Origin of the sequence: Pseudoalteromonas sp. MER144-MNA-CIBAN-0113 (assembly GCF_040308965.1) — a bacterium.
Classification (GTDB): Bacteria; Pseudomonadota; Gammaproteobacteria; order Enterobacterales; family Alteromonadaceae; genus Pseudoalteromonas; species Pseudoalteromonas tetraodonis.
On record NZ_JBEOOG010000054.1, the window covers coordinates 1 to 26,058 of the forward strand.

Consider the following 26,058-nt stretch of genomic DNA (forward strand, 5'->3'; position numbering starts at 1 on the left):
TCCGGAGCGGGAAATCGTGCAGGCTCAGGCAGCAGCATAAAACGGGAAAATCGGACAACTACCTTGAAAAACTCCGAAACCCATTGCCTAATACCTTGTGTAGTGCAGAACAATTTACTCAAGTGATGCAAAAAGCGGGAGTGAATCACGATTCACTTGTGGTGATTTATGAAGATGCAGGGTTATTCAGTGCAGCTAGAGCTTGGTGGATGTTTAAAGCCATGGGGTTTGATAACGTAAAAGTCCTCAGTGGCGGTTTAGCCAAGTGGCTTGAACTCGGGCTTCCGGTTGAATCAAACTATACACAAGCATCATTAAAAGGCGATTTTATTGCTCAATACCGGCCTGATTACTTTATTGATAAAAAACAGGTGCTAAGTGCTACTGAGGATGCCAATACAGTTATTTTAGATGCACGCGCTTATGAGCGCTTTACCGGCAAAAGTAGTGAGCCAAGAGCCGGAATGCGCAGCGGCCATATTATTAATAGCTATTCGCTACCTTTAACTAGTCTATTAGAAAATGGTGAAGCAAAATCACTCGACTTTATACAGGCAAAGTTTAGTGAATTAGTCGGTAATGCAACCCACTTACAATTTAGCTGTGGCTCTGGTGTTACTGCCTGTGCGCTTGCGCTGTTTGCCGATGAATGCGGCTATAGTAATTTAAGTGTGTATGATGGCTCGTGGAGTGAATGGGGCGCTGATAACTCACTGCCTATTGCTGTGTGTGGCTAATTTAGCTATAAGGGCAATTTTTACAACCATTTTTGCAGCAAGTACCACGCTTTAAAAAATACCACTTACTAAACACCATGTAACTATTTTGCATGGTGTAATCTAACCCTTCAATTAAATTATCATGGCTTCTAAATTGTTTAGCAAAAGCGATTTGAGCTTTTATTGGTTGGGTGTATATAGTCTCTAAATAGCTATTTATTTTAGCAAGAGTACATGATCGGCATAAGCAGCTAGTTGCTGTATCATCGAGTGGTAAAATAGCGGGTAACTGATAACACCAACATGCGGTTATATCATTAACATTACAGTTAAGCTTTGTATTACATTGGCTGCAGTTTATCTGGGTCATTTTAGGTCTTATTAACAGTAGAGCAGCAAGAATAACAAACATTATGAATATACAAAAAGCATTGGCTGAATTTATTACATTTGGCGAGCAAAGAGATAGTGCCATTAGTGTGATTGTTTCAACCGCAGCAAGCAATAAAATCTACCTGTACACACTCACAAAGCCTGTACTAATTAATGTACTTACGCGTTGTTTCAATAAAGAAATTGATATTGACGATTTACAGCTATGGGCAAATGTTATTGAGTCGCGAGATGACATAAATTGCGCTGAGCATGAAGGCGTTATTTACGCGCTAAGTAATAGCGAGCAAATGGGCGAGTTGACTCATCAAAAGCTCGCACAGTTGTTAAAGCTGTTACAACAGTAGCAGGTGGTTATCAGAAAGTATGAAAGGTTTTAAGCAACAGTTTTCAGATGTTAGTAACCACTACTGGGCTAATCTCTAGCTGACAACTGAAACCTAAAACCTGTTCTTAAAGTTTACTTATGATAGCTCAAGCAAGTTTCTACTTCGTCTTTAGAGCCTAAAATAACCGCAACACGCTGATGGATGGCATCAGGCTGAATATCCATAATACGCTCAGTGCCTGTTGAAGCAATACCACCTGCTTGCTCTACTAGCATTGCCATTGGGTTTGCTTCATAAAGTAAACGCAGTTTATTAGGCTTATTAGGATCTTTAGTATCAGTTGGGTAAGTAAATAAGCCACCACGGCTAAGTACACGGTGCACATCGCCAACCATTGCAGCAATCCAACGCATATTGAAGTTTTGAGCACGAGGGCCTGTATCTCCCGCAAGTAAGTCGTTAATGTAGTTTTGCATCGCCGGTTCCCAGTGGCGCTGGTTTGAGGCATTAATTGCAAATTCATTGGTTTTAGCAGGAATAGCGGCAAAATCTTGGGTAAGTAAAAAGCTACCTTGGGTTTTATCTAAGGTAAACATGCGTGTACCTTTACCCGTTGTTAGCGCAAGCATGGTCGATGGCCCGTACAGTACGTAACCTGCGGCTACTTGTTGATGCCCAGGTTGCATAAAAATCTTTTCATCAGCAGCATCTGAGCCCACCGGCGCTTTCATAATAGAAAATATAGTACCTACTAGCGAGTTAATATCGGTATTTGACGAGCCATCAAGTGGGTCAAATGCAACAATGTACTCAGCATCTGGGTTACCGGCAACGGTATAATCTTCTTCTTCAGAGGCGATCGCTTTAACTGTGCCTGACTCCAGCAATATATCTTTTAATAACTGATTAGACAGTACATCGAGTTTCTTTTGTGTTTCGCCTTGAATGTTTTCATCGAGGGTTGAGCCTAATACGCCCGATAATTCACCTTGACCGACGCGAAATGAAATTTCTTTACATGCCGCTAAAATAGTACGAATTAACGACAAAAGTTCTCTTGAACAGCCATCTTCTAGTAATACTGGTGGGAGTCTACGCATTCTTTTTTCCTGATAACGTGTTAAAACTAATCATAATGTGAGAGAGATTAGTTTAGAGCGCTGAAATTCGTCTTAAATAACTGTATTGTATAAATAACCCCCTATAATGGGATACCTACATCGCATTTAAAACGCTAATAACAAAGATAAGATTATGCAAAAAATATCACGATTAAGTTACATACTCTTTACTGTGCTGCTCTGTATGATAACCCAAGCGCACGCAGCAATTAAGTCTATTGACGAATTTACTGAAAAAATGAACCATTTCCCGGGTTATTTTTCTTTCTTTTACGATACGCAAAACGGCAATGTGTATTTAAAGGTCGATAAACTTGAACAACAATTTTTATTACAACACAGCTTACCTTATGGAGTAGGGTCTAACGATATTGGTTTAGATAGAGGCCAATTAGGCGGTACCTATTTGGTACAGTTTGAGCGCTTTGGCAACAAGGTGATGTTACGTGCCGTAAATACTTACTACCGTGCAAACACGAGTAATATAGCAGAGCAGCAAAGCGTTAAAGAAGCGTTTGCATCCAGCATTTTGGCGGGTTTTAAAGTTGTCGCTCAAGATGCCAATGCTGCATTAATAGATTACACCCCTTATTTACTGAGTGACGTACATGGCGTAAGCCGTACTTTAGCTGCGCGCAAGCAAGGGCAGTTTAGCCTTGATGAGTCACGCAGTGCGGTATTTATGAATCGCTCAAAAGCATTTTTGAAAAATACTGAACTTGAAGCCATTCTCACCTTTAAAGGGTCTAAACCAGGTAAATACGTTCGCCAAGTGAGTGCTGATCCTTACGCTTTGAGTGTGCACATGCACCATTCACTTATTCAATTGCCTGATGATAATTACACACCTCGTAAATTTAGCCCGCAATCGGGTTATTGGAGTGTGGAGCATAAAAATTATGCAGCAGGGCTCGATGAGTCTATGTACGTGCGTTATATTCCGCGTCATCGTTTAGCAAAAAAAGATCCAAGCCTAGCAGTTAGTGAGCCAGTAGAGCCTATTGTTTATTACTTAGATCCAGGGGTACCTGAACCAGTAAAAACGGCTTTATTAGAAGGCGGGCAATGGTGGAATGACGCCTTTAATGCAGCAGGCTATAAAAATGCCTTTAAAGTTAAAGTGCTACCAGATAATGCTGATCCTATGGATGTGCGCTACAACGTTATTCAATGGGTGCATCGTGCAACCCGAGGTTGGTCTTATGGCAGTTCAATTATAGACCCACGTACAGGTGAAATTATTAAAGGCCATGTGACACTAGGGTCGCTGCGAGTGCGTCAAGATATCCTTATTGCTGAATCACTCGCTGCGCCTTATTTAAAAGGCAATGAAGTGGCAGGTACTTTACATGCAATGGCACTTGATCGTATTCGTCAACTCAGTGCTCATGAAATTGGTCATACACTAGGTATTGCGCACAACTTTGCTGCGTCAGTAAATAATCGAGCTTCGGTGATGGATTATCCGCATCCGTTATTGAGCTTTGCAGATAATGGTCAGTTAGATGTATCTCAAGGTTATGCTAAAGGCATGGGCGCATGGGATACGCAAGTGATTAAATATGGCTACAGTGATTTTACCGGCCAAGATGAAAGCGAAGCACTCGCTGCTATTTTGCAGCAAAATAAAGCACAAGGTTTAGCGTTTATTTCTGACAGTGATGCCCGTGCCAAAGGTGGTGCGCACCCTACAGCGCATCTTTGGGATAATGGCAGTAATCCAAGTGAAGAATTACTTAGAGTACTTGATGTGCGAAAGCAGGCGCTCGGGCAGTTTGGTATTAACAATATAAAAACTGGGGTTGCACTGTCGCAGTTAGAAGAAAAGCTAGTGCCACTTTACTTGTTCCACCGTTATCAAGTTGAAGCGGTTGCAAAGCTTATTGCGGGCGTTGATTATGACTATGAAATTCGTAGTGACGCACCCGTTAAAGGCGCCCAAGTTGTAACTAAAGAGGCTCAGCAACAAGCCGTTAATGCTATTTTAGCCACCCTAAAAGCAAGTAATTTAACGCTACCAGAGTCGATACTTTCTTTGATTGTACCAAAGGCGTATGGCGAGTCTAAATCACGAGAAAGTATAGTGGGTCGTACCGGCTTAACTATGGATGCACTTGCATTACCTGAAGTGGCAGCGCAGCATAGCCTATCGCTATTACTTAATGCTCAACGATTAAATCGATTAGCGCAGCAACAAGCACGAGATAACCGCTTTTATAGCCTAGATGAGCTACTTAAACAGTTAAACAAACAGGTGTTTAATGTATCAGCACCTGCCACCATGACAGGAAAAGTAACACAACGAGTACAGTACTTAACGGCAAAAACTATGGCTGATCTTGTGGCTAACGACGTTTTAAGCCCTGAAGTGCAAGCGCAACTACATTTCTATTTAAGCAAGCTTGCTGATGAGTTTAATCAGCATTCTTTGCTAGGCCATCCTGAAGTGGGTGACAGTGCATTTAAAAATTATTTAGCGTCGCAAATTAATCAGTTTTTAACAACAGGGCTGTGGCCTGACAATTTTAAAGCCCTGCCAATACCACCAGGCTCACCTATTTAATAGTACAAGCCAGAGGATAAAGGCGCTGTGTAAACGTTACGTTTCATGGTGCCTTGTTTTTAGGGTGTTACTTTTGCTTGCATAAAGTTGGTTTTTTGTTAATCTAGCCACCCCCTATTTTAGTCTTTTTGAGGTGTTTATGGCGTTTTTATCTCGTTCGATATTGGCGTTATCAATGGCACTTTTAAGCTCCAATGCAATCGCACAAAAACAATGTGATGTTGAACTTCGTCATGGTTTAATTATTACCGATGATGTGATCCGTATTGTTGATAAAGGCCAAACCAGGGTGCAAATTAACAATAATAATCAATTGTTTATTCGAGGCTACTGGGTCGATTTAAGCACCGACGAAAGCAAAGTGCTAGAACAATTTAGCAATGGTATTCGTCAAACAGTTCCTGAGTTGGTCGATTTAGCAACCGATGGCGTTAACCTAGGACTCAGTGCTATTGAGCATGTTGTTGAGGGCATGTCAGATAAAGAACCCGAAGTGCTAAAAACGCAATTACAATATGTAGAGCGCGCACTTATGGATAAGTTTAAACGTGGCGACGACTTCTTTTTTATAGCCCCTCAATCGCTTTCCCAAATTGATGATTTTTTTACTAAAGAAATTAGCCAAAAAATACACTCTGCAGTACATGGCTCTTTGGGTGCTATTTTAATGTCGCTCGGGGATGCGTTTAAATCTCGAGAAGGCAATATAGAAGACCGCATGAACGACATGGGGCAACGCATGGATATCATCACCAAAGAAATCGATAAGTCGTTGCAGAAAAAAGCCCACCAATTAGAACTTAAAGCCTCTGAATATTGTGAATGCTTAAATTCTCTAGATATTACAGAGTCTCGCCTACAAGCCATTGTACCCGGGATGACAGACTTTGATTTAGTGCAGATTAAATCATAAGAGCAGGTTTTAGGCGTCAGGTTTCAGAAAGGGCTGCGGTCAGTTTGAAGCTGTTTTCCTAATACCTAAACAACCTTACAGTTTTATCTCTGCGGCAGTTAATGGGCGGTATTCACCTGCAGCCAAATCTTCACCTAACTTTATACCCGCAATTTGTTCACGATGTAATTCAACTACCTTGTTATCTACCGCTGCTAGCATACGTTTTACTTGGTGATACTTACCCTCAGAAATAGACAAGCGTAAACCATAATTCCCTAAGCGCTCAGCAATAGCTGGGCGAGTTAAATCTTTTTCATTGTGAAGCTGCACACCGTCGCGTAATTGCTGCAGTGCATCATCGGTAATCGGCTCTTGAGTTTCAACCAAGTAGGTTTTAAATTTATTCTTTTTAGGCGAGGTAATTTTGTGTGACCAGTCGCCATCATTAGTAATAAGCACTAGGCCAGTGGTGTCTATGTCTAAACGCCCAGCAATGTGAAAATCGGCCATGTTTGGCTCATCAAGCAAATCAAATACGGTTTTGTGTAACTCATCCGAATTAGCGCATACATAACCTACCGGCTTATTGAGCATAAAGTAGCGTTTACCTAAAAAAACTAATGGCTCGTCATAAAACAGCACGTCATCTTGTTGAGTAACTTGAAAGTCGAATGCCGTGATCACCTCGCCATTAACGCTAGCCGCTTGGCTTTTTATTGCCGCACGGGCTTTTGAGCGTGGTAACTCTGCTAAATGGCTAATAAATTTATCTAAACGGCAAGGAAATTTCATGTTGTTCACATTTTTAGTCGGCTACAATGGCCGCGAGTATAGCGGATAGTGAAATACCATGACAGAGCCCAGCACAGAAATTTTAAGCCTGTACCACCGCAAAGTTTCATCAGGAGAGCTTGTTTTTGATGCGGCGCAGCACCAAGCCGTGAGTGCGTTACAGTCTTTGAGTGAGCAATTAAATCAGCCAACAAGCTGGTGGCAAAAAGCACGGTTAATTAAAGGGGTATATTTATACGGTCCTGTTGGTCGGGGTAAATCTATGTTGATGGATTTATTTTATGAAAACTTACCCACAGAGAAAAAGCAGCGCCTGCATTTTCATCATTTTATAGAAAAAGTTCATGCTCAACTAGCCAAGTTACAAGGGGATAAAAATCCGCTGCAAATAATTGCTAAACAGTGGGCCAAAGAGATAAAGGTACTGTGCTTTGATGAGTTTTTTGTTAGTGATATTGGTGATGCCATGATCATGGCTCGGTTATTTAACGCTTTGTTTGAACAAGGCGTGGTACTAGTCGCAACCTCTAACGCAAAACCCGAGCAACTTTATTACAACGGTTTGCAACGCTCGCGATTTTTACCAACTATCGATTTAATAAATGCGCATTGTCATGTAATTAACGTAGCGGGGAAGGAAGACCACCGCTTCAGGTACGGTAGAAGCAGTCGTCATTATTTTATTAACTTGCCCCACGCGGAATTTGAGGCTGGGTTTTTATCCGCATACCCTCAAGCAACGCGTGATAATACAATGACTGTGCATGGCCGAGCACTCTCCTATTTATTAAAAACTAACGATGCACTACTGATTGATTTTATGGCACTGTGCGCAGGTCCTCGCAGCGCCAATGACTATATGTTTTTAGCAGAACAGTTTTCGGTAGTATATATCGCGAATGTGCCAATAATGGGAAAAGAGGCAACCGGTAAGGTTATTGTGCATGGTATAGAAGATAGCTATCAGCGAGAAAAGCAGCAATTGGATGAGCATACTCTTGATGATGAAGCACGGCGTTTTATTGCCTTAGTCGATGAGTTTTACGATTGCCACAAATTACTAGTAATTAATGCCCAGGCCGACATAAACGAGTTATACCAAGGTAAAAAGTTAAGTTTTGAATATGCGCGAACCCAGTCACGGATTGTAGAAATGCAAAATTGGTAAGTACAACATTAAAACACCGCATTTAATTTAAATGCGGTGTTTTAATTTTAAGCTGATAACTTAAAGAAGCCTTTATGACTTATATCCATTTGGATTATTTGATTGCCAGCGCCAAGTATCTTGCATCATGACATCAATACCACGCTCAGCTTGCCAACCTAGTTCACTAAGGGCTTTTTCTGGCGCAGCATAACAGGCTGCAATATCACCTGGGCGACGAGGTGACACCGCATAAGGGATTGCTTGGTCGCTAGCCTTAATAAACGCATTGACCATTTGTAATACTGAATAGCCGTTACCTGTACCAAGGTTATAAACAAGCGCACCGGTTTCTGCGGCTATTTTATCAAGTGCTTTTAAATGCCCTAGGGCTAAATCTACAACGTGAATGTAATCACGAACGCCAGTACCATCAACCGTATCATAATCGTCGCCAAATACAGCAAGTTGCTTTAATTTGCCAACCGCAACTTGTGAAATGAAAGGCAATAAATTATTAGGAATACCATTAGGGTCTTCACCAATCAAACCTGACTCATGTGCACCGACAGGATTAAAGTAGCGCAAAATAGCAAACGCGAAGCGCTCATCTGATTTAGCGATATCTTGCAACATCATTTCAACCATTAGTTTAGACGTACCATATGGATTGGTTGTACCGCCAACGGGGAAGTCTTCGCGTATTGGTAAGCTTGCAGGGTCGCCGTATACAGTGGCGGATGAGCTAAATACCAGTTTGAATACACCCGCATCACGCATAGCATTAACCAGTGTTAGTGTACCTTGTACATTATTTTGATAATACTCAATGGGTTTTACGACTGATTCGCCCACGGCTTTTAGGCCAGCAAAATGAATCACACTTTCAATGGTATGCTTGGCAAATACCGAGTCTAAAAAGGGTTTATCTAAAATATCACCTTGATAAAAAGTAATTGCTTTGTCAGTTATTTTTTTCACTCTTTCAAGTGACTCTTCAGAGGAGTTACTTAAGTTATCAATCACGATAACGTCGCTGCCTTGCTGTAAAAGTTCTAAAACGGTGTGTGAGCCAATATAGCCTGCGCCACCGGTTACTAAAATTGCCATGAATGCTCCTTGGAAACCTCTGTTCAATTAAGTTAATTTCACCATAAATACTGAGCTTTTACATGTATTATTTTGTTTGTTTTGCAATCGTAACATCGCAAGCTGTACTTTTGATTACATTTTGTGCAATTTTAATAACACCGCAGTAGAAAGATTAAGTTATAGTTCATATGTAATTGCTAAAGTAAGGTATAGCAATTTGTAAAATATTTAGTTGATTATAATGATCAGCATACTCGTTGGAGAAACGTATGAACTCAGTTAAAAAAATAGCAATGTTGATATTTATTGCACTACCGAGTGTTGTTTGCGCGGGTGAGGCACAAGTTAAATGGCATGACTTTAATGATTATCGCGATGTACGCCCATCAAACCAAACTAAAGGCTCATACCATAAGCAAATTGCCAAAAATATTGATGAGCACTTTGCAAAGCTCAGTGAGCAGCTTCCTAAAAATTATAGTTTAAAAATTGAAGTAACCGATTTAGATTTAGCTGGTGACGTGCGCTATGGCGGTGTTAACGAAATTCGGGTGGTTAAACCCATTCACTTTCCACGGATTGAATTTAACTATGTGCTCAGTAATGAAAGTGGTGTTGTCGCACAAGAAGACAACGTGAGCTTAAAAGATATGGGCTTTATGGATAAAATTAAAATGGGTCGAGACGAAGCATTTTACTATGAAAAACGCTTATTAACAGAGTGGTTTGGTGAGCAAATTTTACCGCGTATCTAGCTAATAATGCAAAGCATCTACTTTGGTAGATGCTTTGCAAAGAAGTCGCTAATTTTTATTTAAAGGTCGCTAACAGCGTTAGTAAATTTTGTAGTTTAATAACCGCTTGTTTTAGTTTTTTTTCATCCAAACCGTCGCTCGATAAGCTTTCTACATCAGCGGCAACGTCTAACACGTAAGGCTTAAAACGTTTAGCTTCGAAACTAAATCCAGCGTCCTCGGCAAATAAGGCTTTAAATTTTCCGTGACCTTGCTGTTGTAACTCATCGAGTTTTTTGTCAGCGTCAAGTGCCTGACGGTAAACAATTTTTAAGTTGGCGTTGAGTTGTTCAATTATAGAATCCATGGTTTTCCTAAAGCTTAGTGCAATGTTGCCGATAAATACTTAAGTGGGTTGGTAAAGTAATTTACCAATTCAGCGACTATAATACGTGTATTACAGTTAAAAGTCAGGTGTGAGTTATGAATATATCAGGTGGAAATCTACCTACAATGCCTGGTGCAGGCCAAGGCGCAGAAGTATTAACTGCTGCTTTATCTAAAAAGCAACAGCAAGCTGATGGTGCCGCTGCACTGGCACTTATTGAAGGTGCTACACAATCTTCAAGTGCGCAAACACCGGCTAAGTCGGTCACTGCAACACTTGGGAATAATGTAAACGTTTATGTTTAAACTAATTTGAGGTCGATAGGGGTTTTACTTTTTTGACCTCCTATTTCCCGAACTAGTTTAGGCACCAAAAATCCAGGCAGGGCTTCTAAAAGCTCTGCCATTATTTTTATGGCCTGCGCCTCATCTATATCAAAATGACTTGCGCCTTCAACCTTATCCAGTAAGTGTAAGTAATAAGGCATTACGTCTGCATCAAATAACGCTTCACTTAAGTTAATTTGTGCATCAACGTTATCGTTCACATCTTTTAAAATAACCGCCTGGTTTAACAGTAGCACATCTGCTTTTTTGAGCATGTTCATGGCATTTTTAAAGTCATTATCTATTTCGTTTGCATGATTAATATGATTAACGAATATAATTTTTAATGGTGACTTTGCTAATCTTTCACATAATTGTTCAGTAATACGTGCAGGAATAACCACAGGCAAGCGGCTGTGTATGCGCATGCGTTTAATTTGTGGTATTTGCTCAAGCTCATCTAAAAACCAGCTAATAGCATCGTCTTTGGCCATTAGTGGATCGCCACCACTTAAAATCACTTCGTTAATATTTTTATCCGATTTTATATAGCTCAATGCATCAATAAGACTACGTTTATTCAGTTGGTTTTCTTGATAAGGAAAATGGCGTCTAAAGCAGTAGCGGCAATTTACAGCACAACCGGTTTTAAACATGACTAAAACACGCGATTTATATTTATGTAACAGACCCGGTTGATTGTTATCTTGCTCAAGTAACGGGTCTTTATTAAACCCCGATTTAGTTAAAAACTCTTGATGGCGGGGCATAACTTGCAGCAATAAAGGGTCATTTGCATCGCCGTGACGAATTTTTTTTATAAAAGGCAATGGCACACGAACAGGGAACAAGCTACGAGCTTTTATGTCGTTTTCATGGACTTGGCTCGATAAACCAACCATTTCTAGCAACACTTTTGGGCAGGTAACTACATTTGCTAATTCTTTTTGCCAGTTTTTATGCAAATTTGCTTCATTTCTTTGTATCATTGGCACGTAGATTACTCGAAAATATAAATAGAGGAAACGATGGCGAATTATAGCACCAACGAGTTCAAGGGCGGCCTAAAAATTATGATGGACGGCGAACCTTGCAGTATCTTAGAAAATGAAATGGTAAAACCGGGTAAAGGCCAAGCGTTTAACCGTGTTCGTATCCGTAAGCTTATCTCTGGCAAGGTACTTGAAAAAACCTTTAAATCGGGTGAATCGGTTGAAGGTGCTGATGTAATGGATACCGATTTAGCGTACCTATACACAGACGGTGAATTTTGGCATTTCATGAACAACGAAACATTTGAACAAATCGCTGCTGATGAAAAAGCACTGGGCGATGCTGGCAAATGGTTAGTTGAAAACGATGTATGTACTATCACATTATGGAACGGCAGCCCAATTGCTGTTACTCCACCAAACTTTGTTGAGCTTGAGATCACTGAAACCGACCCTGGCCTTAAAGGTGATACAGCAGGCACGGGTGGTAAACCAGCAACGCTTAGCACAGGTGCTGTAGTTCGTGTTCCATTATTCGTACAAATTGGCGAAGTAATTAAAGTAGACACTCGTAATGGTGAATACGTAAGCCGTGTTAAGTAAGCTGTAACACGCCTTATTAATTAAATCCCGGCTTAAGCTGGGATTTTTTTTGGAGAAAATATGTCAGCAGATCTTTGGGCGCCGAGTGCCAGCATAGATACACTCAAGCAACGAGCAGCGATTATGCGCAGCATTCGTGAATTCTTTTATGCTCGTAATGTAATGGAAGTCGAAACACCAAGTTTAAGTGCTGCCAGTGTAACCGATGTGCATTTAGCCAGCTTTGATACTACATTTGTCGGCCCAGGTCATGCTGGTGGGCTTCCCCTGTTTTTGCAAACATCTCCAGAGTTTGCGATGAAACGCTTGTTAGCGGCCGGCTCAGGCGCTATTTTCCAGCTTTGTAAGGCATTTAGAAATGAAGAAGCGGGCAGTCATCACAACCCTGAATTTACAATGCTCGAATGGTATCGTCCTGGGTTTGACGAATTTGCTTTAATGGATGAAATAGATGAATTGATGCAGCTTATTCTTGAGGTTGCGCCTGCAGAGCGGATTACCTACCAACACGCATTTGAACGCACGCTAGGGGTCGATCCATTAACTGCCTCTATCACGCAGTTACAACAACTCGCATGCGAACATGGCTTTGCTGATATTGCTAAAAACGAGACTCATAAAGATACCTTACTGCAATTATTATTTTGTATGAAAGTAGAGCCGACTATTGGTCAAGACATCCCCTGTTTTGTGTATCACTTTCCCGCATCGCAAGCGGCACTTGCACAAATTTGTGAACACGATCAGCGAGTTGCAGGGCGCTTTGAGCTTTATTATAAAAATATGGAGTTAGCCAACGGCTTTAATGAACTCACCAATGCCAAAGAGCAAGCAAAAAGGTTTAACCAAGATAACGCCTACCGCGCTGCTAGTGGCTTAAAACAAGTACCTATGGATACGCGTTTAATTGCCGCATTAGAGCATGGTTTAGAGCAATGTGCGGGGGTTGCATTGGGAATTGATAGATTAGTGATGCTAGCAACCAATAAGCAAAAAATAAAAGAGGTGATTGCGTTTGATGTGGCAAGAGCTTAAAGCAGCTAATAGCTTAAAGCGGTCAGCTATCAGATAAAAAAACACCGCGTTTGCATTAAACGCGGTGTTTTTTATTCTCGAACTGACAACTGGTCGCAGTATTACAAATTAAGCGTAAACGTAACACCGGCTACGCGAGGCTCGCCTAATTGTGTGTAAGTTTGGGTTGCGTAACCATCTAACGGGTTGTTGCCAAATTCAAAACCGCGAGTTGGAACGGTTTCATCAAACACATTACGTGCCCATGCGCGTACAGCCCACATATCGGCTTCGTAACCAAGGCTTACATTCACTAAGTTTGTGTTTGGAGCTTGTGCATTATGGCTATCGGAGAAGTAATAATCATCTTTACCTTCAACACCTAACATAGCATATAACTCATCAGTAACATTGTAGCGTGCACTAAATGCATATTGATATTTAGGCGCTTGTGCTTGCTCACGACCGTCTTGATTTAAACCAGATTTAGTAACAAAGTCATTAATTTTAGTGTCTAAGTATCCGGCACTTCCGGTAATAAATAAGTTTGGTGTTAGTTGATAGCTGCCTTCAATTTCAAGGCCATAGTTACTGCCAGAGCTGGCATTGGCGACATAACCGGTAAATTGTTGGTCTGATACTTGCCACGACTTTAATTGAATATTGTCACGGTGCATATAAAACGCCGCTAAGCGCAGGGTAAACTTGTCATCTAGCGATGAACCTTTAACGCCAAACTCACCACTCCACAAGTACTCTGGATCAAAGCTGGTATGCTGTTTGAAAAAATCAGCATCTAAGCTTAAACCTTCATCTTTTGCTTTTGCTAGCGCTTCTGAATTAATACCACCAGCTTTGTAACCGCGCGTGATACTGGTATAAATCATGGTACGGTCAATAACTTGGTATTCAAGTGCAATTTTACCACCGAGCATAATATCGTCAGTTTCTTCAATAAAACCGTTACTATCGGTGTAATCACCTTGATATTGCTCAACACGTAAACCGGTAATAAGCGTAGTTTTTGGGCCTATTGCTGTGGCTAATTGGCCATAAGCTGCCATGTTATTGGTTTCATAGGTTGAGGCAAATGGATTGGCTAACCATGTATATTGACGCTCAAGGTCAACATCGCGGTTTTGATAGTAAATACCCGCCACCCAATTACCTGTTTTGCCATTAAACTGCAGATCGAGCGCTTGATCATCACGATCGCGGCTATAAATATCTGTTGAGCTATAACCATCTGGGTGCAGACCGGAAGCACATAATTGCGGCTTACTTGTATCGTTACATACCCAGTCTTCATCAAAACTATAAAAAAGCTCAGTATCAATGGCTGAAAGGTTTAAGCTGACATCAAAGGCGTCAAAACCGGTGTAAGTATTATTAAGGCCAACAGCATAGCTTTGTTGGTTATCTTCGCCCGGTTGATCAGCAAGACTGTTGCGAGAATTATCAAGGGTAAATGCATCATAACCGTTATTGACATCGATATAGTGCAGGTTTAGCTCTGAATTTAAATGAGCTGTGAGTTGGCTATTTAATTTAAAGCGGGCAACTTGTTCATCTTGGTTTTGTGTTTCATCATTTAAATAGAGGTTGTTTACGTAACCGTCAGATTTTCTGCGAAAGTAGCTAACGCGTGCACTGGTATCATCGGTTAAACCTGTGCTAGCAGCAACGCCTGCTTCATGGCTGTTATAAGTGCCAGCACCTAAATGTAATTTTAAACTAGGATCGCTGGTTGCATTAGCTGATTGCATTTGAATCATACCCGCCATGCCATCGGCGCCAAAACGTGTACCTTGTGGACCACGGTAAATTTCTACTTGGTCAATATCAAATAATAATGAGCTGCCACCAAGGCCAGAATAATTTATACCGTCAATCACTAAACCGACAGATGGGTTAATTGGGTCGACGAATTGTGAACGAAGTCCCACCCCTCTAATTTGAATATAACGTCCGCGCGAGGCGCCTGAAGCAAAATTCACATTTGCAGCGCTTGCTAGCATTTCATCTAAATAAGTAGCCCCTCTGAGATTTACTTCATCTTCAGAAAATAAACTTGCGCTGGCACTTAACGTTTGAATGCTTTCTTTTTGAAAGTCACCAGTAACAATGATTTTCTCTAGGTCGGTGTCATCTGCATTGGCGTAGATTGGGGCACCGAATAGTGGTAATAACGTGGCTGTAATTAAAGACAAACGTAAATTCATTAGGTTACTTAACTCCATTTTAGGGACTTGTATGGTAGCAATTATTTCAACACTTGTGCTATAAACGCGGCAATTATACGTTAAATAATTTGGATTACTAATATGACCTTTAAAGTAGACTTTAAAGTGCGTGACTACGAGTGTGACCTACAAGGTATTGTAAATAATAGTGTTTATTTTAATTATCTTGAGCACGCTCGTCATGAGTTTTTATACGCACAGGGTGTTGATTTTGCACAACTTGCTAAAGATAAAATTAACTTAGTGGTACTTCGCAGTGAAATGGATTACAAGCAGTCTTTAAAGCCAGCGGATGAATTTTATGTAGCAGTAGAGCCTGTACGCATTAGTCGCCTTAAATTTGCGTTTAAACAAACGGTAGTTCGCAAATTAGACGAAAAAGTGATGCTCAATGCCTTAGTAATAGGTACGTCGGTTAACGAGAAAGGTCGTCCATTTTTACCACCACAGATAGATAACTTATTCCAAGCAATTGCATAATTCCAAATAGCACTGCTTTTAAACTAGCTTAGAACAAAAATTTACATTTAAAACATGCATTTTTAACGGATAAACCTGACAAATATTGATACTATTACACTAATTAGACAATAAGTTAGTAGTAACATGAAATTAGCAGCAATACCGATGCTTGTAATCGGTTTATGTGTTGGTTGCGCATCAACAGGGACAGTTACCACTGAGCAGCTAAAATATACACAATGGCAATTATCAAAGGTTGATGGTTTGGCCATTCCCGCATCTTTTAAAGCATCAATGAGCTTTATAGAAGCGCTACAAATAAATGGCTTTGCCGGATGCAATAAGTTTTTTGGTGAAGGTTCGCTTGAAGATAGCAGCTTGAGCGTAAGTAAATTAGGTATGACACGCAAATCATGCGGCCCTGAACTGGATGAGTTTGAACAGCAGTTTTTACAAGCGCTTAAGCAAGGTGCCGAGCTTAACCTGCAAGACCAAAAATTGGTGATGCAGGGCGAGCAAAAATTTGTGTTTATCCCTAAGTAAATTTTACACATTTTGAAAAACAGCCCCTTGCAGGGAATTTTCAACTGGCGTACACTCATAGCAGATTTGATTAAAACATTATCAAATCAACGAACAATTTAACTACTTGTCGGAGTGCCTAAGTTTTATTTAGGCTGAGATCGCGAAAGCGGGATCCGTGAACCTGATCAGGTTAATACCTGCGTAGGGAACAAGCTGCCTAAACGGGACGCTTGTGCGTCTTTTTTTATGCGTACAACAACATCAAACCCGTCAATTTAGGCTGCAAAGTGGCATAAAGCTACTTTACGATCTTTCTCTATTCCATCGGAATATCTGGCAAGACAACCCTTAAGCAATGAGGTAAGTCATGTCAAACACTACAAACAAATCGTCGCGCCGAGAAACTCGTGCTGCTGCATCTGACTATATTTATAACCTAACGGGTCAACCATTTCCAAGCTCTCATAAAGTGTATGTTGAAGGAAGCCTGCAAGGCGTGCGTGTGGGTATGCGCGAAATAACATTAAGCGATACATTCATAGGTGGCACAGATGAAAACCCCGTGTATGAGTCGAATGAGCCGCTGCGTGTTTACGATACATCTGGCCCGTATACCGATCCTAATTTTGAATTAGATGTACGTAAAGGGCTTGATAAATACCGTGAGCAGTGGATTGAAAGCCGCGGTGACACTGAAGTACTTGAGTCAGTTACCTCACAGTTTGCGCAGCAGCGTATGGCTGACGATGGGCTTGATCATATTCGCTTTGAGCATTTACCAAAAATTCGCCGTGCAAAAGCGGGTCAAAATGTCACCCAAATGCATTATGCCCGCCAAGGGATAGTTACCCCAGAAATGGAATATGTAGCGATACGTGAAAACATGGGGCGTGCACAAATACGCGAAGAGCTTCTCGCGGCACAACATAAAGGGGAATCGTTTGGGGCGAGTATTCCTGAGTTTATTACTCCTGAATTTGTGCGTGCTGAAATAGCGCGTGGTCGCGCTATTTTACCTAACAATATTAATCATCCAGAAACCGAACCTATGATTGTTGGTCGCAACTTTTTAGTTAAAGTTAACGCCAATATTGGTAATTCATCAGTGGGCTCATCTATCGAAGAAGAAGTTGAAAAAATGGTGTGGTCAAGCCGTTGGGGTGCCGACACCGTAATGGATTTATCAACTGGGCGTTACATTCACGAAACCCGCGAATGGCTAGTGCGTAATTCGCCAGTCCCTATTGGTACTGTACCCATTTATCAGGCCCTTGAAAAAGTAAATGGCGTAGCAGAAGACCTCACCTGGGAAATATTTCGCGATACCCTGATTGAACAAGCAGAACAGGGAGTTGACTACTTTACTATTCATGCTGGTGTACTGCTGCGCTATGTGCCTATGACAGCAAAACGCGTAACAGGCATTGTATCGCGCGGTGGCTCTATTATGGCCAAATGGTGTTTAGCGCACCATAAAGAGAACTTTTTATACACGCACTTTGAAGATATTTGTGAAATTTTAAAACAATACGATGTGTGTTTCTCACTAGGCGATGGCCTTCGCCCAGGCTCTATTGCTGATGCTAACGATGAAGCGCAATTTAGTGAGCTTCGTACCTTAGGCGAACTGACTAAAATAGCTTGGAAGCATGATGTACAAGTGTTCATAGAAGGCCCTGGGCATGTGCCTATGCATATGATCAAAGCCAATATGGAAGAGCAACTTAAACATTGTGACGAAGCGCCCTTTTATACCTTAGGCCCACTCACCACAGATATTGCACCGGGATACGACCATATAACCTCAGGGATTGGGGCTGCGCAAATAGCTTGGTATGGCTGTGCCATGCTGTGTTATGTAACACCGAAAGAACATTTAGGTTTGCCAAATAAAGAAGACGTTAAAGAAGGCCTTATCACCTATAAAATTGCCGCTCATGCCGCCGATTTAGCCAAAGGTCACCCCGGTGCACAAGAGCGAGACAATGCTTTATCAAAAGCACGCTTTGAATTTAGATGGCACGACCAATTCAACATTGGTTTAGACCCTGTTCGCGCTCGTGAATATCATGATGAAACACTGCCGCAAGAATCAGGAAAAGTAGCCCACTTTTGCTCCATGTGTGGCCCTAAATTTTGTTCGATGAAAATAACCCAAGAAGTACGCGACTACGCCAAAGATCTAGAAGCGCGCGGTATTGATCCTAATAACGTGGGTGATGCCATTGAAATCAAAATGGTTGATGTAGAGGCCGAGATGAAAGCTAAATCTGAAGAGTTTAAGCAAACAGGCTCAGAGATTTACCATAAAGCAATATAAAATAGGTTGCGAGTTGCGAGCATCGAGTAGCGAAATGTTTATCTTAACATCTTGTTGCTCGAAGCCAGAGACCCGCAGCTCGCAGCTAAATGTAGGAGTGTTTATGTTTTATGACATTGCTGTGGTGGGCTTTGGTTTAGCAGGGCGGTTGGCGGCGCTTGAATTAAGTAAGCAACACCGTATTACTGTATTTGAAGCTGATGATGAGCATACCCAAAATAGTGCGGGTAAAGTGGCGGCGGCTATGCTGGCACCGCTAGCTGAATCGGTTATGTGTGAACATGATTTAGCGCTATTGGGAGTAGATTCTATTGCTCGCTGGCCTGCTATTTTAGATGAGTTAAACAGTGAGGTGTTCTTTCAACAGCAGGGCACCTTAGTGGTTGCTCACCCGCAGGATAAAGGTGACTTACAAAGTTTTGCACAGCGAATAAAGCCGTTACTAAATTTTAGTGCCAAAGCGGTTAATACGCAGCAAATAGAGGATTTAGAACCTGAGCTTACAGGGCGTTTTAATCAAGGGCTATTTTTACCCGGTGAGGCGCAAATAGATAACCAAGCCTTTTATAAAGCCAGCTTTAGGTTGCTAAATAAGCGCAAAGTAAAGTTTGTGTTTAATCAACGCGCCAGCATCTTTGATAATAAAGTGAATAATCGAGAGTTTGATTACATTATTGATTGCAGAGGGCTTGGAGCCAAACAAGATCAGCCACTTCGAGGCGTGCGCGGGGAAGTGGCAAGGTTATATGCCCCTGAGGTTAACTTAACGCGGCCTGTGCGGTTAATGCATCCGCGTTACCCTATTTATATTGCACCTAAACCTAATCATGAATATGTCATAGGGGCAACGGAGATCGAATCGCAAGATACAGGTCCTGCAACTGTGCGCTCAACCCTTGAACTATTATCGGCGGCCTACACTGTTCACAGTGGCTTTGCCGAAGCGCGATTATTAAATATTCAAACAGGCTTACGCCCAGCGTTTAGCGATAATCGCCCACAGGTAAAAAAAACGAGCAAGGTTATCAGTATCAATGGCTTGTATCGCCACGGCTATATGTTGGCACCCGCGCTTGTGGCACAAGCATTATCGCAAATAGAGTGAGTATTAAATGAACATTACAATTAATGGTGAGCTTTTAAATGTGACTAGCCATGCGCTGCTAGAAATAGTAAAAAACGTGGGCGCAATGGCGCCTTATGCCGTGGCTGTAAATGGAGAGTTTATTCCTCAGAGTCGCCATAGCCATGTTGTTATAAATGAAGGTGACAGTATTGAGTTATTGTCACCTATCCAAGGTGGATAGTGCTATGCAAAGCAAAGACTGTTTAACAATTTATGGTGAGCCAATCAATAGTCGCTTGTTAATTGGGTCTGCGTTATATCCGTCACCAGATATAATGACGCAATCAATTAAAGCCTCAGGTGCTGAGATAGTCACCGTATCACTTAGGCGACAACAAAACGCGGCGGCAGGGAATGATTTTTGGCAATTAATCAAAAACACCGGTTTAAAAATACTGCCTAATACTGCCGGATGCCACAGCGTCAAAGAGGCTATTAACCTAGCTAAAATGTGCCGAGAAGTATTTGCTACCGATTGGATAAAACTTGAATTAATAGGCGATGACTATAATTTACAGCCCGATCCATTTGCATTACTTGAAGCCACAAAAATATTGATTGATGATGGGTTTAAAGTACTACCTTATTGCACTGATGATTTAGTGCTGTGTCAGCGCTTGAATGGATTAGGCTGTGAGGTGCTAATGCCGTGGGGCGCGCCTATTGGCACCGGTAAAGGATTGTTAAATAGTTATAATTTAAAAACCATTAGAGAACGCCTGCCTAATACAACATTAATTGTTGATGCCGGGTTAGGTTTACCATCGCATGCCTGCCAAGCACTTGAATTAGGGTATGATGCGGTATTATTAAATTCAGCCATTGCAGGGGCGGGTTGCCCAGTGACTATGAGCCGTGCATTTAAAGCTGCGGTAGAGGCAGGGCGTTTTGCATACAATGCCAAAGCAATGCCCGAAAAAGACGTTGCAACCCCCTCAACCCCAACAATGGGTATGCCATTTTGGCATCAGCAGTAAGGAAATAAAAATATGACAAACGTAGTGTGGACAATTGCTGGCTCTGATTCTGGCGGCGGCGCGGGTATTCAAGCCGATATTAAGGCAATGCAAAGTTTTGGTGTGCATGCTTGTACAGCAATCACCGCGCTTACCGCTCAAAATAGCTTAGGTGTAGAGGCCATTAATGCAGTGTCTACCGATATTATTGAGTCCCAGTTGCTTGCACTTGAAAAAGACATGAAAGCCAAAGTGATAAAAATTGGTATGCTTGCCAATGTGCAGCAAATTCAGTTAATTAGTGAGCACATAAGCCATTACAAAGCCAAATGGCCAACCCCGCCGGTTATTGTGTATGACCCTGTGGCTATTGCCTCAAGCGGTGACTTACTAACAGAAGAAGACACCGTAAGTGCGATAAAAGAATGTTTACTACCGCTGGTGGATGTAATTACCCCAAATACCCACGAAACCCAGTTATTAACGGGTGTGTATTTAATTGGCCCTGCAGCGATTAAAGAAGCGGCGAGTAAGCTGATGGCGTGGGGCGCAAAAGCGGTGGTGATTAAAGGCGGACATTGGGATTACCCAAGTGGGTATTGCATTGATTACTGCACACAAAACGCTGAAGACTATTGGCTAGGTAATGAAAAAATTCAAGTTCCTCATAGCCATGGTACAGGGTGCAGTATGGCGTCGGTAATTGCTGCGTGTCTTGCAAAAGACTACCCGTTAAAAGATGCGTTTATTTTAGCTAAAGCCTATATAAACCAAGGTTTAAAGCAATCAGTTCGCTATGGCGAGGGCATAGGGCCGGTCGCACAAACGCAGTTTCCTACAGATTTAGCGCATTACCCTCAGGTGATTGAGCCGGGTAGCTGGTTAGGTGATGAGTTGGATTTTGATGTGCCGCTTGATTTTAATATAGCTGCTGATTTTGCAGCCTGTGAAAGTAAAAAGCTTGGCCTCTATGGCGTGGTTGATAGCATTGAATGGCTAGAAAAGTGCTTACAGCAAGGAATTAAAACAGCTCAGCTTCGCGTTAAAAATAAAACGCAGAGTGAGCTAGATGAACTGATTGCCAAAGCGGTCACCTTGGGTGAGCAGTATAATGCGCAGGTATTTATAAATGATTACTGGCAACTTGCCATCAAACATGGCGCCTATGGGGTGCATTTAGGGCAAGAAGACTTAGAGAGTGCAAACTTAGTTGCTATAAAAGAAGCAGGCCTGCGACTTGGTCTCTCTACCCATGGGTTTTATGAAATGCTACGCGCGCATAATTATCGCCCAAGCTACATGGCGTTTGGTGCTATTTACCCAACGACGACCAAAGATATGACAGGACAAATACAAGGGCTTGAAAAGCTCAATAAATTTGTACCGCTTATGCAAAGTTATCCTACAGTCGCTATTGGCGGTATTGATTTAAGCCGCGCAACTGAAGTAGCAAATACGGGGGTTGGTAGCGTAGCTGTGGTACGTGCCATTAGTGAAGCGCCTGATCATGTTTCAGCAATTAGATCACTGCAAACCGCGATTAATACGAAACATGACTGATACGTTGCAAACGTTAAATGACAAAGAAATCTTGCGTTATAGCCGCCACATATTACTTGATGAAGTGGGGCTTGAAGGGCAGTTAACGCTGAAACGCTCAACGGTTGCCGTAGTTGGTGCAGGTGGCTTAGGTAGTCCTGCGCTGCTGTATTTAGCGGCAGCTGGCATTGGGTCGCTTATTTTAATTGATGACGATGTAGTTGAACTGTCTAACTTGCAGCGCCAAGTGCTCTATAAAGTAAATCATTTGGGGCAAAACAAAGTTCGCGCGGCTGGAAAAGTGCTTGCGAGCCTTAACAATCAAATAAATATAATAACCCACACTCAAAAGCTGGATGATACCAACAGTGCGTTACTCTTAAAAAACGCCGACATAGTGCTTGATTGCTCTGATAACTTTAGTACCCGTTATTCGGTTAATCTCTATTGCATTGCTAATAACACTCGCTTAATTACAGGGGCTGCGCTGGCAACTCAAGGGCAATTAATGGGTTTTGATTTTAGACAAAGTGACAGTCCATGTTACGGCTGTGTTTTCCCTCAAAGTAGCGATGCACCGGTTATAAATTGTAGTAATGCCGGGGTAATTAGCCCTTTACTTGGGATTGTTGGGTCAATGCAGGCACAATTAACCCTCAATATGTTGTTAGGTCATTTTAAGGGGAATGTGTTTATAACGTTTGACGCATTAAGCTTAAAGCAACAGCATTTTAAGATGACTAAGGATTTAGCGTGTAAAGAGTGTGGCAAGTATGAGTAATGAAAAGCTTGGCTTTTAACGTGAGTAAGCTCTCCGTCTACAAGAAAAGAACACCGCGGTTATTGAAAATAAATGCGGTGTTTTTTTAAGCTCGAACTGACACTACCTATTAATCATCAATTTTTGCAAAGGCAGTGCCTAAACGAGTAACTACCTCTGGGAGTTGATCGTCTAATATTTCTGCTTTGTTCGCACCCCATGCGAGCACAACCGTTGAGCCTAATTTAAAGCGACCCATTTCTTCCCCTTTCTTAAGGGTGATCGCGTTTTCGCCTTTAGTTGGGTAGTTCCAGCTAAACACATCACTGCCAGCTGGTGGAGTCACTGTGCCAGCCCAAATAGTTTCTATGCTGGCAACAATGGTTGCGCCTACTAAAACCATAGCTAGCGGGCCAATTTCAGTTTCAAAAATAGCCACTACACGCTCGTTACGGGCAAATAAATTTGGTACGTTTTGAGCGGTAAGTGGGTTTACTGAAAATAAATCGCCCGGTACATAAATCATTTTGCTTAGCGTGCCATCAATTGGCATATGAATACGGTGGTAATCTTTTGGTGCCAAGTAAATAGTTGCAAATTTACCGCCTAAAAACGGGGTTGTGTCGTCTTGTGATCCACCTAACAATGCTTGTAAGCTGTAATCGTGGCCTTTAGCTTGAATAATTTGACCATCAACAATGTCGCCTAGTTGGCTAATTGCGCCGTCTACTGGATGAATAATAATTTCTTCATCTTCAACCATAGGACGCACACCGTCTTTTAACGGACGGGTAAAAAATTCATTAAAGCTTTTGTAATGAGCCGGATCTGAATATTTAGCTTCGCTCATATCTATTTTATATTGTTTAATAAATAATTTAATTAATGTGGTTGTTAACGCACCGGCTTTTGCTGCAGCAAGTTTACCTACCACACGAGAAATAAAGTGTTTTGGCATGGCATACTGCATGGCGATTTTAAATTTATCTAAACTCACAGGTTATTCCCTTATTATACGCGGGGCGCACGAGCGCCTGCACGGCCATCGGCCATGGTTTCTAAAATACGGTGGTAGCTTTCAAAGCGTAATTTTGAAATATCGCCATCGGCTACCGCTTGTTTAATTATACAGCCCGGATCGTTTAAATGTTTACAATCTCTAAACCGGCATCCGCCTATAAATTCTCTAAATTCTTTAAAGCACCAAGTGACGCGTTCAACATCTAAATGCCATAGGCCAAATTCACGAATTCCCGGTGAGTCAATTAAATTACCCCCACTCGGTAAATGATGAAGACGCGATACCGTGGTGGTGTGCTGGCCAAGCCCGCTGTTTTCAGATACTTCTTTAGTCAAAATTTCAGCATCCGGCAGTACAGTGTTAACTAAGGTAGATTTACCCACGCCACTTTGACCAACAAAAATATTATTTTTGCCCGCAAGTACTTCTTTTAACTCATTAATGCCTTCGCCAGTTATATTACTAACTAGCAGCACCTGATAATTAAGCTTACGGTAAATGTCGAGGATTTGTTGTATTTCGTTTAAACCAGCTTCATCAACTAAATCAATTTTATTCAGTACTAAAATGGGTTCGATACCCATGTCTTCACAGGCAATTAAATAGCGGTCAATAATGCTCGGGGTAAACTCTGGCAGTACCGCTGAAACCATTAAAATTTGATCAATGTTAGCGGCAATCACTTTAACCCCATCATAAAAATCGGGGCGCGTGAGTTGTGAACGGCGCTCTTGAGTTGCTTCAATAACACCCGCTAAATCACCTTCACTTACTTTTGCACGGCGAAACAATACTTCATCGCCGCAAACTAAGTTCGATACGGTACGACGAATATTACAACGTAATACATCACCGTTTTGTGTTTCTACATCGGCATGTTGTCCAAAGCGGCTAATAACAATCGCATTTTCCACTTGACCTAAATTATCTGTTTGCCATTCTTGCGCGCCGACTTTTGCCGGTTTTGTATCGGCATTCGATAAGCGCTTTTGATGATTAGCCTTGATCCTACGGGATTGGCCTTTACTTAATTTTTTCTGTTTTGCCACTTGAGGCCTATAACCTGAGTTAAATGCCGAGTTTGCCAAAAAAAGCTTTAGCTCGACGGTTGATGCTAATATGATATATCGAAATGCGTTGGATCTAAAGAAAAGCACCGTTTAAGGTAATTATGACTATTAATAAATCAAATTTAATTTGGCTCGATCTGGAAATGACCGGACTTGAACCAGAGACTGACAAAATACTTGAAATTGCAACTGTTGTCACTGACGCTGATCTGAATATATTAGCCGAAGGCCCAACCATTGCCATTCATCAAAGTGATGAACTACTTGATGGCATGGATGAGTGGTGTACAACTCAGCATGGCAAATCTGGATTAACGGCTCGCTGTAAGGCAAGCACGTTTGATGAAGCTTATGCCGTGGAACAAACCCTCGCGTTTTTAAAGCAATGGGTGCCAGCGGGTGCTTCACCTATGTGTGGTAACTCGATTGGCCAAGACCGTCGTTTTATGAATAAGTATATGCGTGAGCTTGAAGACTTTTTTCATTACCGTAATTTAGATGTAAGTACCATTAAAGAACTTGCTCGTCGTTGGAAACCAGATGTATTGGCTCAAGTGAATAAAAAAGGGTCACATTTAGCGTTAGACGACATTAAAGATTCGATTATGGAATTAAAGGTTTACCGAGAAAAGTTTTTTAATTTATAAAAAATACTTGCAAAGCACCCTAATTATTGTAGAATCCTGCCCCGCTCAAGACGATAACCCCCGCGGGGTTAGTGTGTTTGAGCTTTGACTTTTGAATGCGGCACTAGCTCAGTTGCCAGAATGTTGAACGCGCCCTGTCGCGCACCAACGGACGAATTACTGACTATTTTGAATGCGGCACTAGCTCAGTTGCCAGAATGTTGAACGCGACCTGTCGCGCACCAACGGACAAATTACTGACTATTTTGAATGCGGCACTAGCTCAGTTGGTAGAGCGCGAC

Annotated in this window: 27 protein-coding genes and 1 riboswitch; of the genes, 18 read left to right on the forward strand and 9 right to left on the reverse strand. The window is 41.7% G+C overall.

Annotated features, from left to right (window positions below):
* A partial coding sequence (locus tag AAEY57_RS13565) for a sulfurtransferase (protein WP_350608052.1) occupies positions 1-737 on the forward strand: 737 nt, incomplete at its 5' end.
* A 1-nt stretch (position 738) separates the two neighbouring features.
* Here the strand turns inward: AAEY57_RS13565 and AAEY57_RS13570 are convergent.
* The gene (locus tag AAEY57_RS13570; RefSeq protein ID WP_350608053.1) at positions 739-1,089 is read right to left on the reverse strand and encodes a DUF5522 domain-containing protein; all 351 of its coding nucleotides are present in this window, start codon (positions 1,087-1,089) and stop codon (positions 739-741) included.
* A 43-nt stretch (positions 1,090-1,132) separates the two neighbouring features.
* On the opposite strand from AAEY57_RS13570, the gene AAEY57_RS13575 reads away from it, so the two are divergent.
* A complete protein-coding gene (locus AAEY57_RS13575) occupies positions 1,133-1,459 on the forward strand; it encodes a hypothetical protein (RefSeq protein ID WP_008115457.1) in 327 nt (108 codons plus the stop codon).
* Positions 1,460-1,572: 113 nt separating this feature from the next.
* On the opposite strand, the gene AAEY57_RS13580 is transcribed toward AAEY57_RS13575, so the two are convergent.
* Positions 1,573-2,541 (reverse strand): class 1 fructose-bisphosphatase, encoded by a 969-nt coding sequence (locus AAEY57_RS13580; protein WP_008115459.1) that lies wholly within the window; start codon positions 2,539-2,541, stop codon positions 1,573-1,575.
* Positions 2,542-2,695: 154 nt separating this feature from the next.
* On the opposite strand from AAEY57_RS13580, the gene AAEY57_RS13585 reads away from it, so the two are divergent.
* Both AAEY57_RS13585 and AAEY57_RS13590 read left to right on the forward strand, forming a co-directional pair.
* The gene (locus AAEY57_RS13585; protein WP_350608054.1) at positions 2,696-5,125 is read left to right on the forward strand and encodes a zinc-dependent metalloprotease; all 2,430 of its coding nucleotides are present in this window, start codon (positions 2,696-2,698) and stop codon (positions 5,123-5,125) included.
* A 139-nt stretch (positions 5,126-5,264) separates the two neighbouring features.
* Positions 5,265-6,038 carry a YggN family protein gene (locus tag AAEY57_RS13590; RefSeq protein ID WP_010390508.1) on the forward strand — a complete coding sequence of 258 codons (774 nt, stop codon included), beginning with the start codon at positions 5,265-5,267 and terminating at the stop codon, positions 6,036-6,038.
* A gap of 75 nt (positions 6,039-6,113) precedes the next feature.
* Here the strand turns inward: AAEY57_RS13590 and rsuA are convergent, their stop codons facing one another.
* The gene (gene rsuA / locus AAEY57_RS13595) at positions 6,114-6,812 is read right to left on the reverse strand and encodes a 16S rRNA pseudouridine(516) synthase RsuA (protein WP_008115462.1); all 699 of its coding nucleotides are present in this window, start codon (positions 6,810-6,812) and stop codon (positions 6,114-6,116) included.
* 58 nt (positions 6,813-6,870) lie between these two features.
* Between rsuA and zapE the strand changes: the two genes are divergently transcribed.
* Entirely contained in the window at positions 6,871-7,980 is a 1,110-nt protein-coding gene (gene zapE / locus AAEY57_RS13600; protein ID WP_016900297.1) for a cell division protein ZapE, read from the forward strand.
* Positions 7,981-8,052: 72 nt separating this feature from the next.
* On the opposite strand, the gene galE is transcribed toward zapE, so the two are convergent.
* A complete protein-coding gene (gene galE, locus AAEY57_RS13605) occupies positions 8,053-9,069 on the reverse strand; it encodes a UDP-glucose 4-epimerase GalE (RefSeq protein WP_350608055.1) in 1,017 nt (338 codons plus the stop codon).
* Between the two features lie 251 nt (positions 9,070-9,320).
* Between galE and AAEY57_RS13610 the strand changes: the two genes are divergently transcribed.
* Positions 9,321-9,806: a DUF3016 domain-containing protein gene (locus AAEY57_RS13610; protein WP_028834522.1), complete on the forward strand. Its 486-nt coding sequence runs from the start codon at positions 9,321-9,323 to the stop codon at positions 9,804-9,806.
* A gap of 55 nt (positions 9,807-9,861) precedes the next feature.
* On the opposite strand, the gene AAEY57_RS13615 is transcribed toward AAEY57_RS13610, so the two are convergent.
* Positions 9,862-10,152, reverse strand: a complete 291-nt coding sequence (locus AAEY57_RS13615; RefSeq protein ID WP_350608056.1) for a prephenate dehydrogenase — start codon at positions 10,150-10,152, stop codon at positions 9,862-9,864.
* A gap of 116 nt (positions 10,153-10,268) precedes the next feature.
* Between AAEY57_RS13615 and AAEY57_RS13620 the strand changes: the two genes are divergently transcribed.
* Positions 10,269-10,478, forward strand: a complete 210-nt coding sequence (locus AAEY57_RS13620) for a hypothetical protein (protein WP_024601670.1) — start codon at positions 10,269-10,271, stop codon at positions 10,476-10,478.
* On the opposite strand, the gene epmB is transcribed toward AAEY57_RS13620, so the two are convergent.
* Positions 10,475-11,488: an EF-P beta-lysylation protein EpmB gene (gene epmB / locus AAEY57_RS13625; protein ID WP_215521909.1), complete on the reverse strand. Its 1,014-nt coding sequence runs from the start codon at positions 11,486-11,488 to the stop codon at positions 10,475-10,477. The genes AAEY57_RS13620 and epmB overlap by 4 nt on opposite strands.
* 39 nt (positions 11,489-11,527) lie before the next feature.
* On the opposite strand from epmB, the gene efp reads away from it, so the two are divergent.
* Both efp and epmA read left to right on the forward strand, forming a co-directional pair.
* Positions 11,528-12,094, forward strand: coding sequence for an elongation factor P (gene efp / locus AAEY57_RS13630; RefSeq protein ID WP_010390517.1), 567 nt, complete (start codon positions 11,528-11,530; stop codon positions 12,092-12,094).
* A 60-nt stretch (positions 12,095-12,154) separates the two neighbouring features.
* Positions 12,155-13,129, forward strand: coding sequence for an elongation factor P--(R)-beta-lysine ligase (gene epmA, locus AAEY57_RS13635; protein ID WP_350608057.1), 975 nt, complete (start codon positions 12,155-12,157; stop codon positions 13,127-13,129).
* Positions 13,130-13,230: 101 nt separating this feature from the next.
* On the opposite strand, the gene AAEY57_RS13640 is transcribed toward epmA, so the two are convergent.
* Positions 13,231-15,330 (reverse strand): TonB-dependent receptor, encoded by a 2,100-nt coding sequence (locus AAEY57_RS13640; protein WP_350608058.1) that lies wholly within the window; start codon positions 15,328-15,330, stop codon positions 13,231-13,233.
* A 102-nt stretch (positions 15,331-15,432) separates the two neighbouring features.
* Between AAEY57_RS13640 and AAEY57_RS13645 the strand changes: the two genes are divergently transcribed.
* The 8 genes from AAEY57_RS13645 to AAEY57_RS13680 all read left to right on the forward strand — a co-directional run bounded on the left by AAEY57_RS13645 (position 15,433) and on the right by AAEY57_RS13680 (position 23,060).
* A complete protein-coding gene (locus AAEY57_RS13645) occupies positions 15,433-15,831 on the forward strand; it encodes an acyl-CoA thioesterase (protein ID WP_008465083.1) in 399 nt (132 codons plus the stop codon).
* A gap of 126 nt (positions 15,832-15,957) precedes the next feature.
* Positions 15,958-16,356 (forward strand): META domain-containing protein, encoded by a 399-nt coding sequence (locus tag AAEY57_RS13650; RefSeq protein WP_013463956.1) that lies wholly within the window; start codon positions 15,958-15,960, stop codon positions 16,354-16,356.
* A gap of 100 nt (positions 16,357-16,456) precedes the next feature.
* Positions 16,457-16,563, forward strand: a riboswitch (TPP riboswitch).
* Between the two features lie 142 nt (positions 16,564-16,705).
* Positions 16,706-18,658: a phosphomethylpyrimidine synthase ThiC gene (gene thiC, locus AAEY57_RS13655; RefSeq protein ID WP_350608059.1), complete on the forward strand. Its 1,953-nt coding sequence runs from the start codon at positions 16,706-16,708 to the stop codon at positions 18,656-18,658.
* Positions 18,659-18,761: 103 nt separating this feature from the next.
* On the forward strand, positions 18,762-19,763 hold the full coding sequence (locus tag AAEY57_RS13660) for an FAD-dependent oxidoreductase (protein ID WP_350608060.1): 1,002 nt from the start codon (positions 18,762-18,764) through the stop codon (positions 19,761-19,763).
* A gap of 7 nt (positions 19,764-19,770) precedes the next feature.
* On the forward strand, positions 19,771-19,965 hold the full coding sequence (gene thiS, locus AAEY57_RS13665; RefSeq protein WP_033104272.1) for a sulfur carrier protein ThiS: 195 nt from the start codon (positions 19,771-19,773) through the stop codon (positions 19,963-19,965).
* Between the two features lie 4 nt (positions 19,966-19,969).
* Positions 19,970-20,761: a thiazole synthase gene (locus AAEY57_RS13670; protein WP_013463960.1), complete on the forward strand. Its 792-nt coding sequence runs from the start codon at positions 19,970-19,972 to the stop codon at positions 20,759-20,761.
* Positions 20,762-20,773: 12 nt separating this feature from the next.
* The gene (gene thiE / locus AAEY57_RS13675; RefSeq protein WP_350608061.1) at positions 20,774-22,300 is read left to right on the forward strand and encodes a thiamine phosphate synthase; all 1,527 of its coding nucleotides are present in this window, start codon (positions 20,774-20,776) and stop codon (positions 22,298-22,300) included.
* A gap of 4 nt (positions 22,301-22,304) precedes the next feature.
* Complete coding sequence (locus AAEY57_RS13680) at positions 22,305-23,060, forward strand: HesA/MoeB/ThiF family protein (RefSeq protein ID WP_350608064.1); 756 nt, start codon at positions 22,305-22,307, stop codon at positions 23,058-23,060.
* 109 nt (positions 23,061-23,169) lie between these two features.
* Here the strand turns inward: AAEY57_RS13680 and asd are convergent, their stop codons facing one another.
* Together asd and rsgA are read right to left on the reverse strand one after the other, a co-directional pair.
* A complete protein-coding gene (gene asd / locus AAEY57_RS13685; RefSeq protein WP_350608062.1) occupies positions 23,170-24,036 on the reverse strand; it encodes an archaetidylserine decarboxylase in 867 nt (288 codons plus the stop codon).
* Between the two features lie 14 nt (positions 24,037-24,050).
* Positions 24,051-25,109 carry a small ribosomal subunit biogenesis GTPase RsgA gene (gene rsgA, locus AAEY57_RS13690; RefSeq protein WP_350608063.1) on the reverse strand — a complete coding sequence of 353 codons (1,059 nt, stop codon included), beginning with the start codon at positions 25,107-25,109 and terminating at the stop codon, positions 24,051-24,053.
* 122 nt (positions 25,110-25,231) lie between these two features.
* Between rsgA and orn the strand changes: the two genes are divergently transcribed.
* Positions 25,232-25,777, forward strand: a complete 546-nt coding sequence (orn, locus tag AAEY57_RS13695; RefSeq protein ID WP_008115490.1) for an oligoribonuclease — start codon at positions 25,232-25,234, stop codon at positions 25,775-25,777.
* The last annotated feature ends 281 nt before the right edge of the window (positions 25,778-26,058 follow it).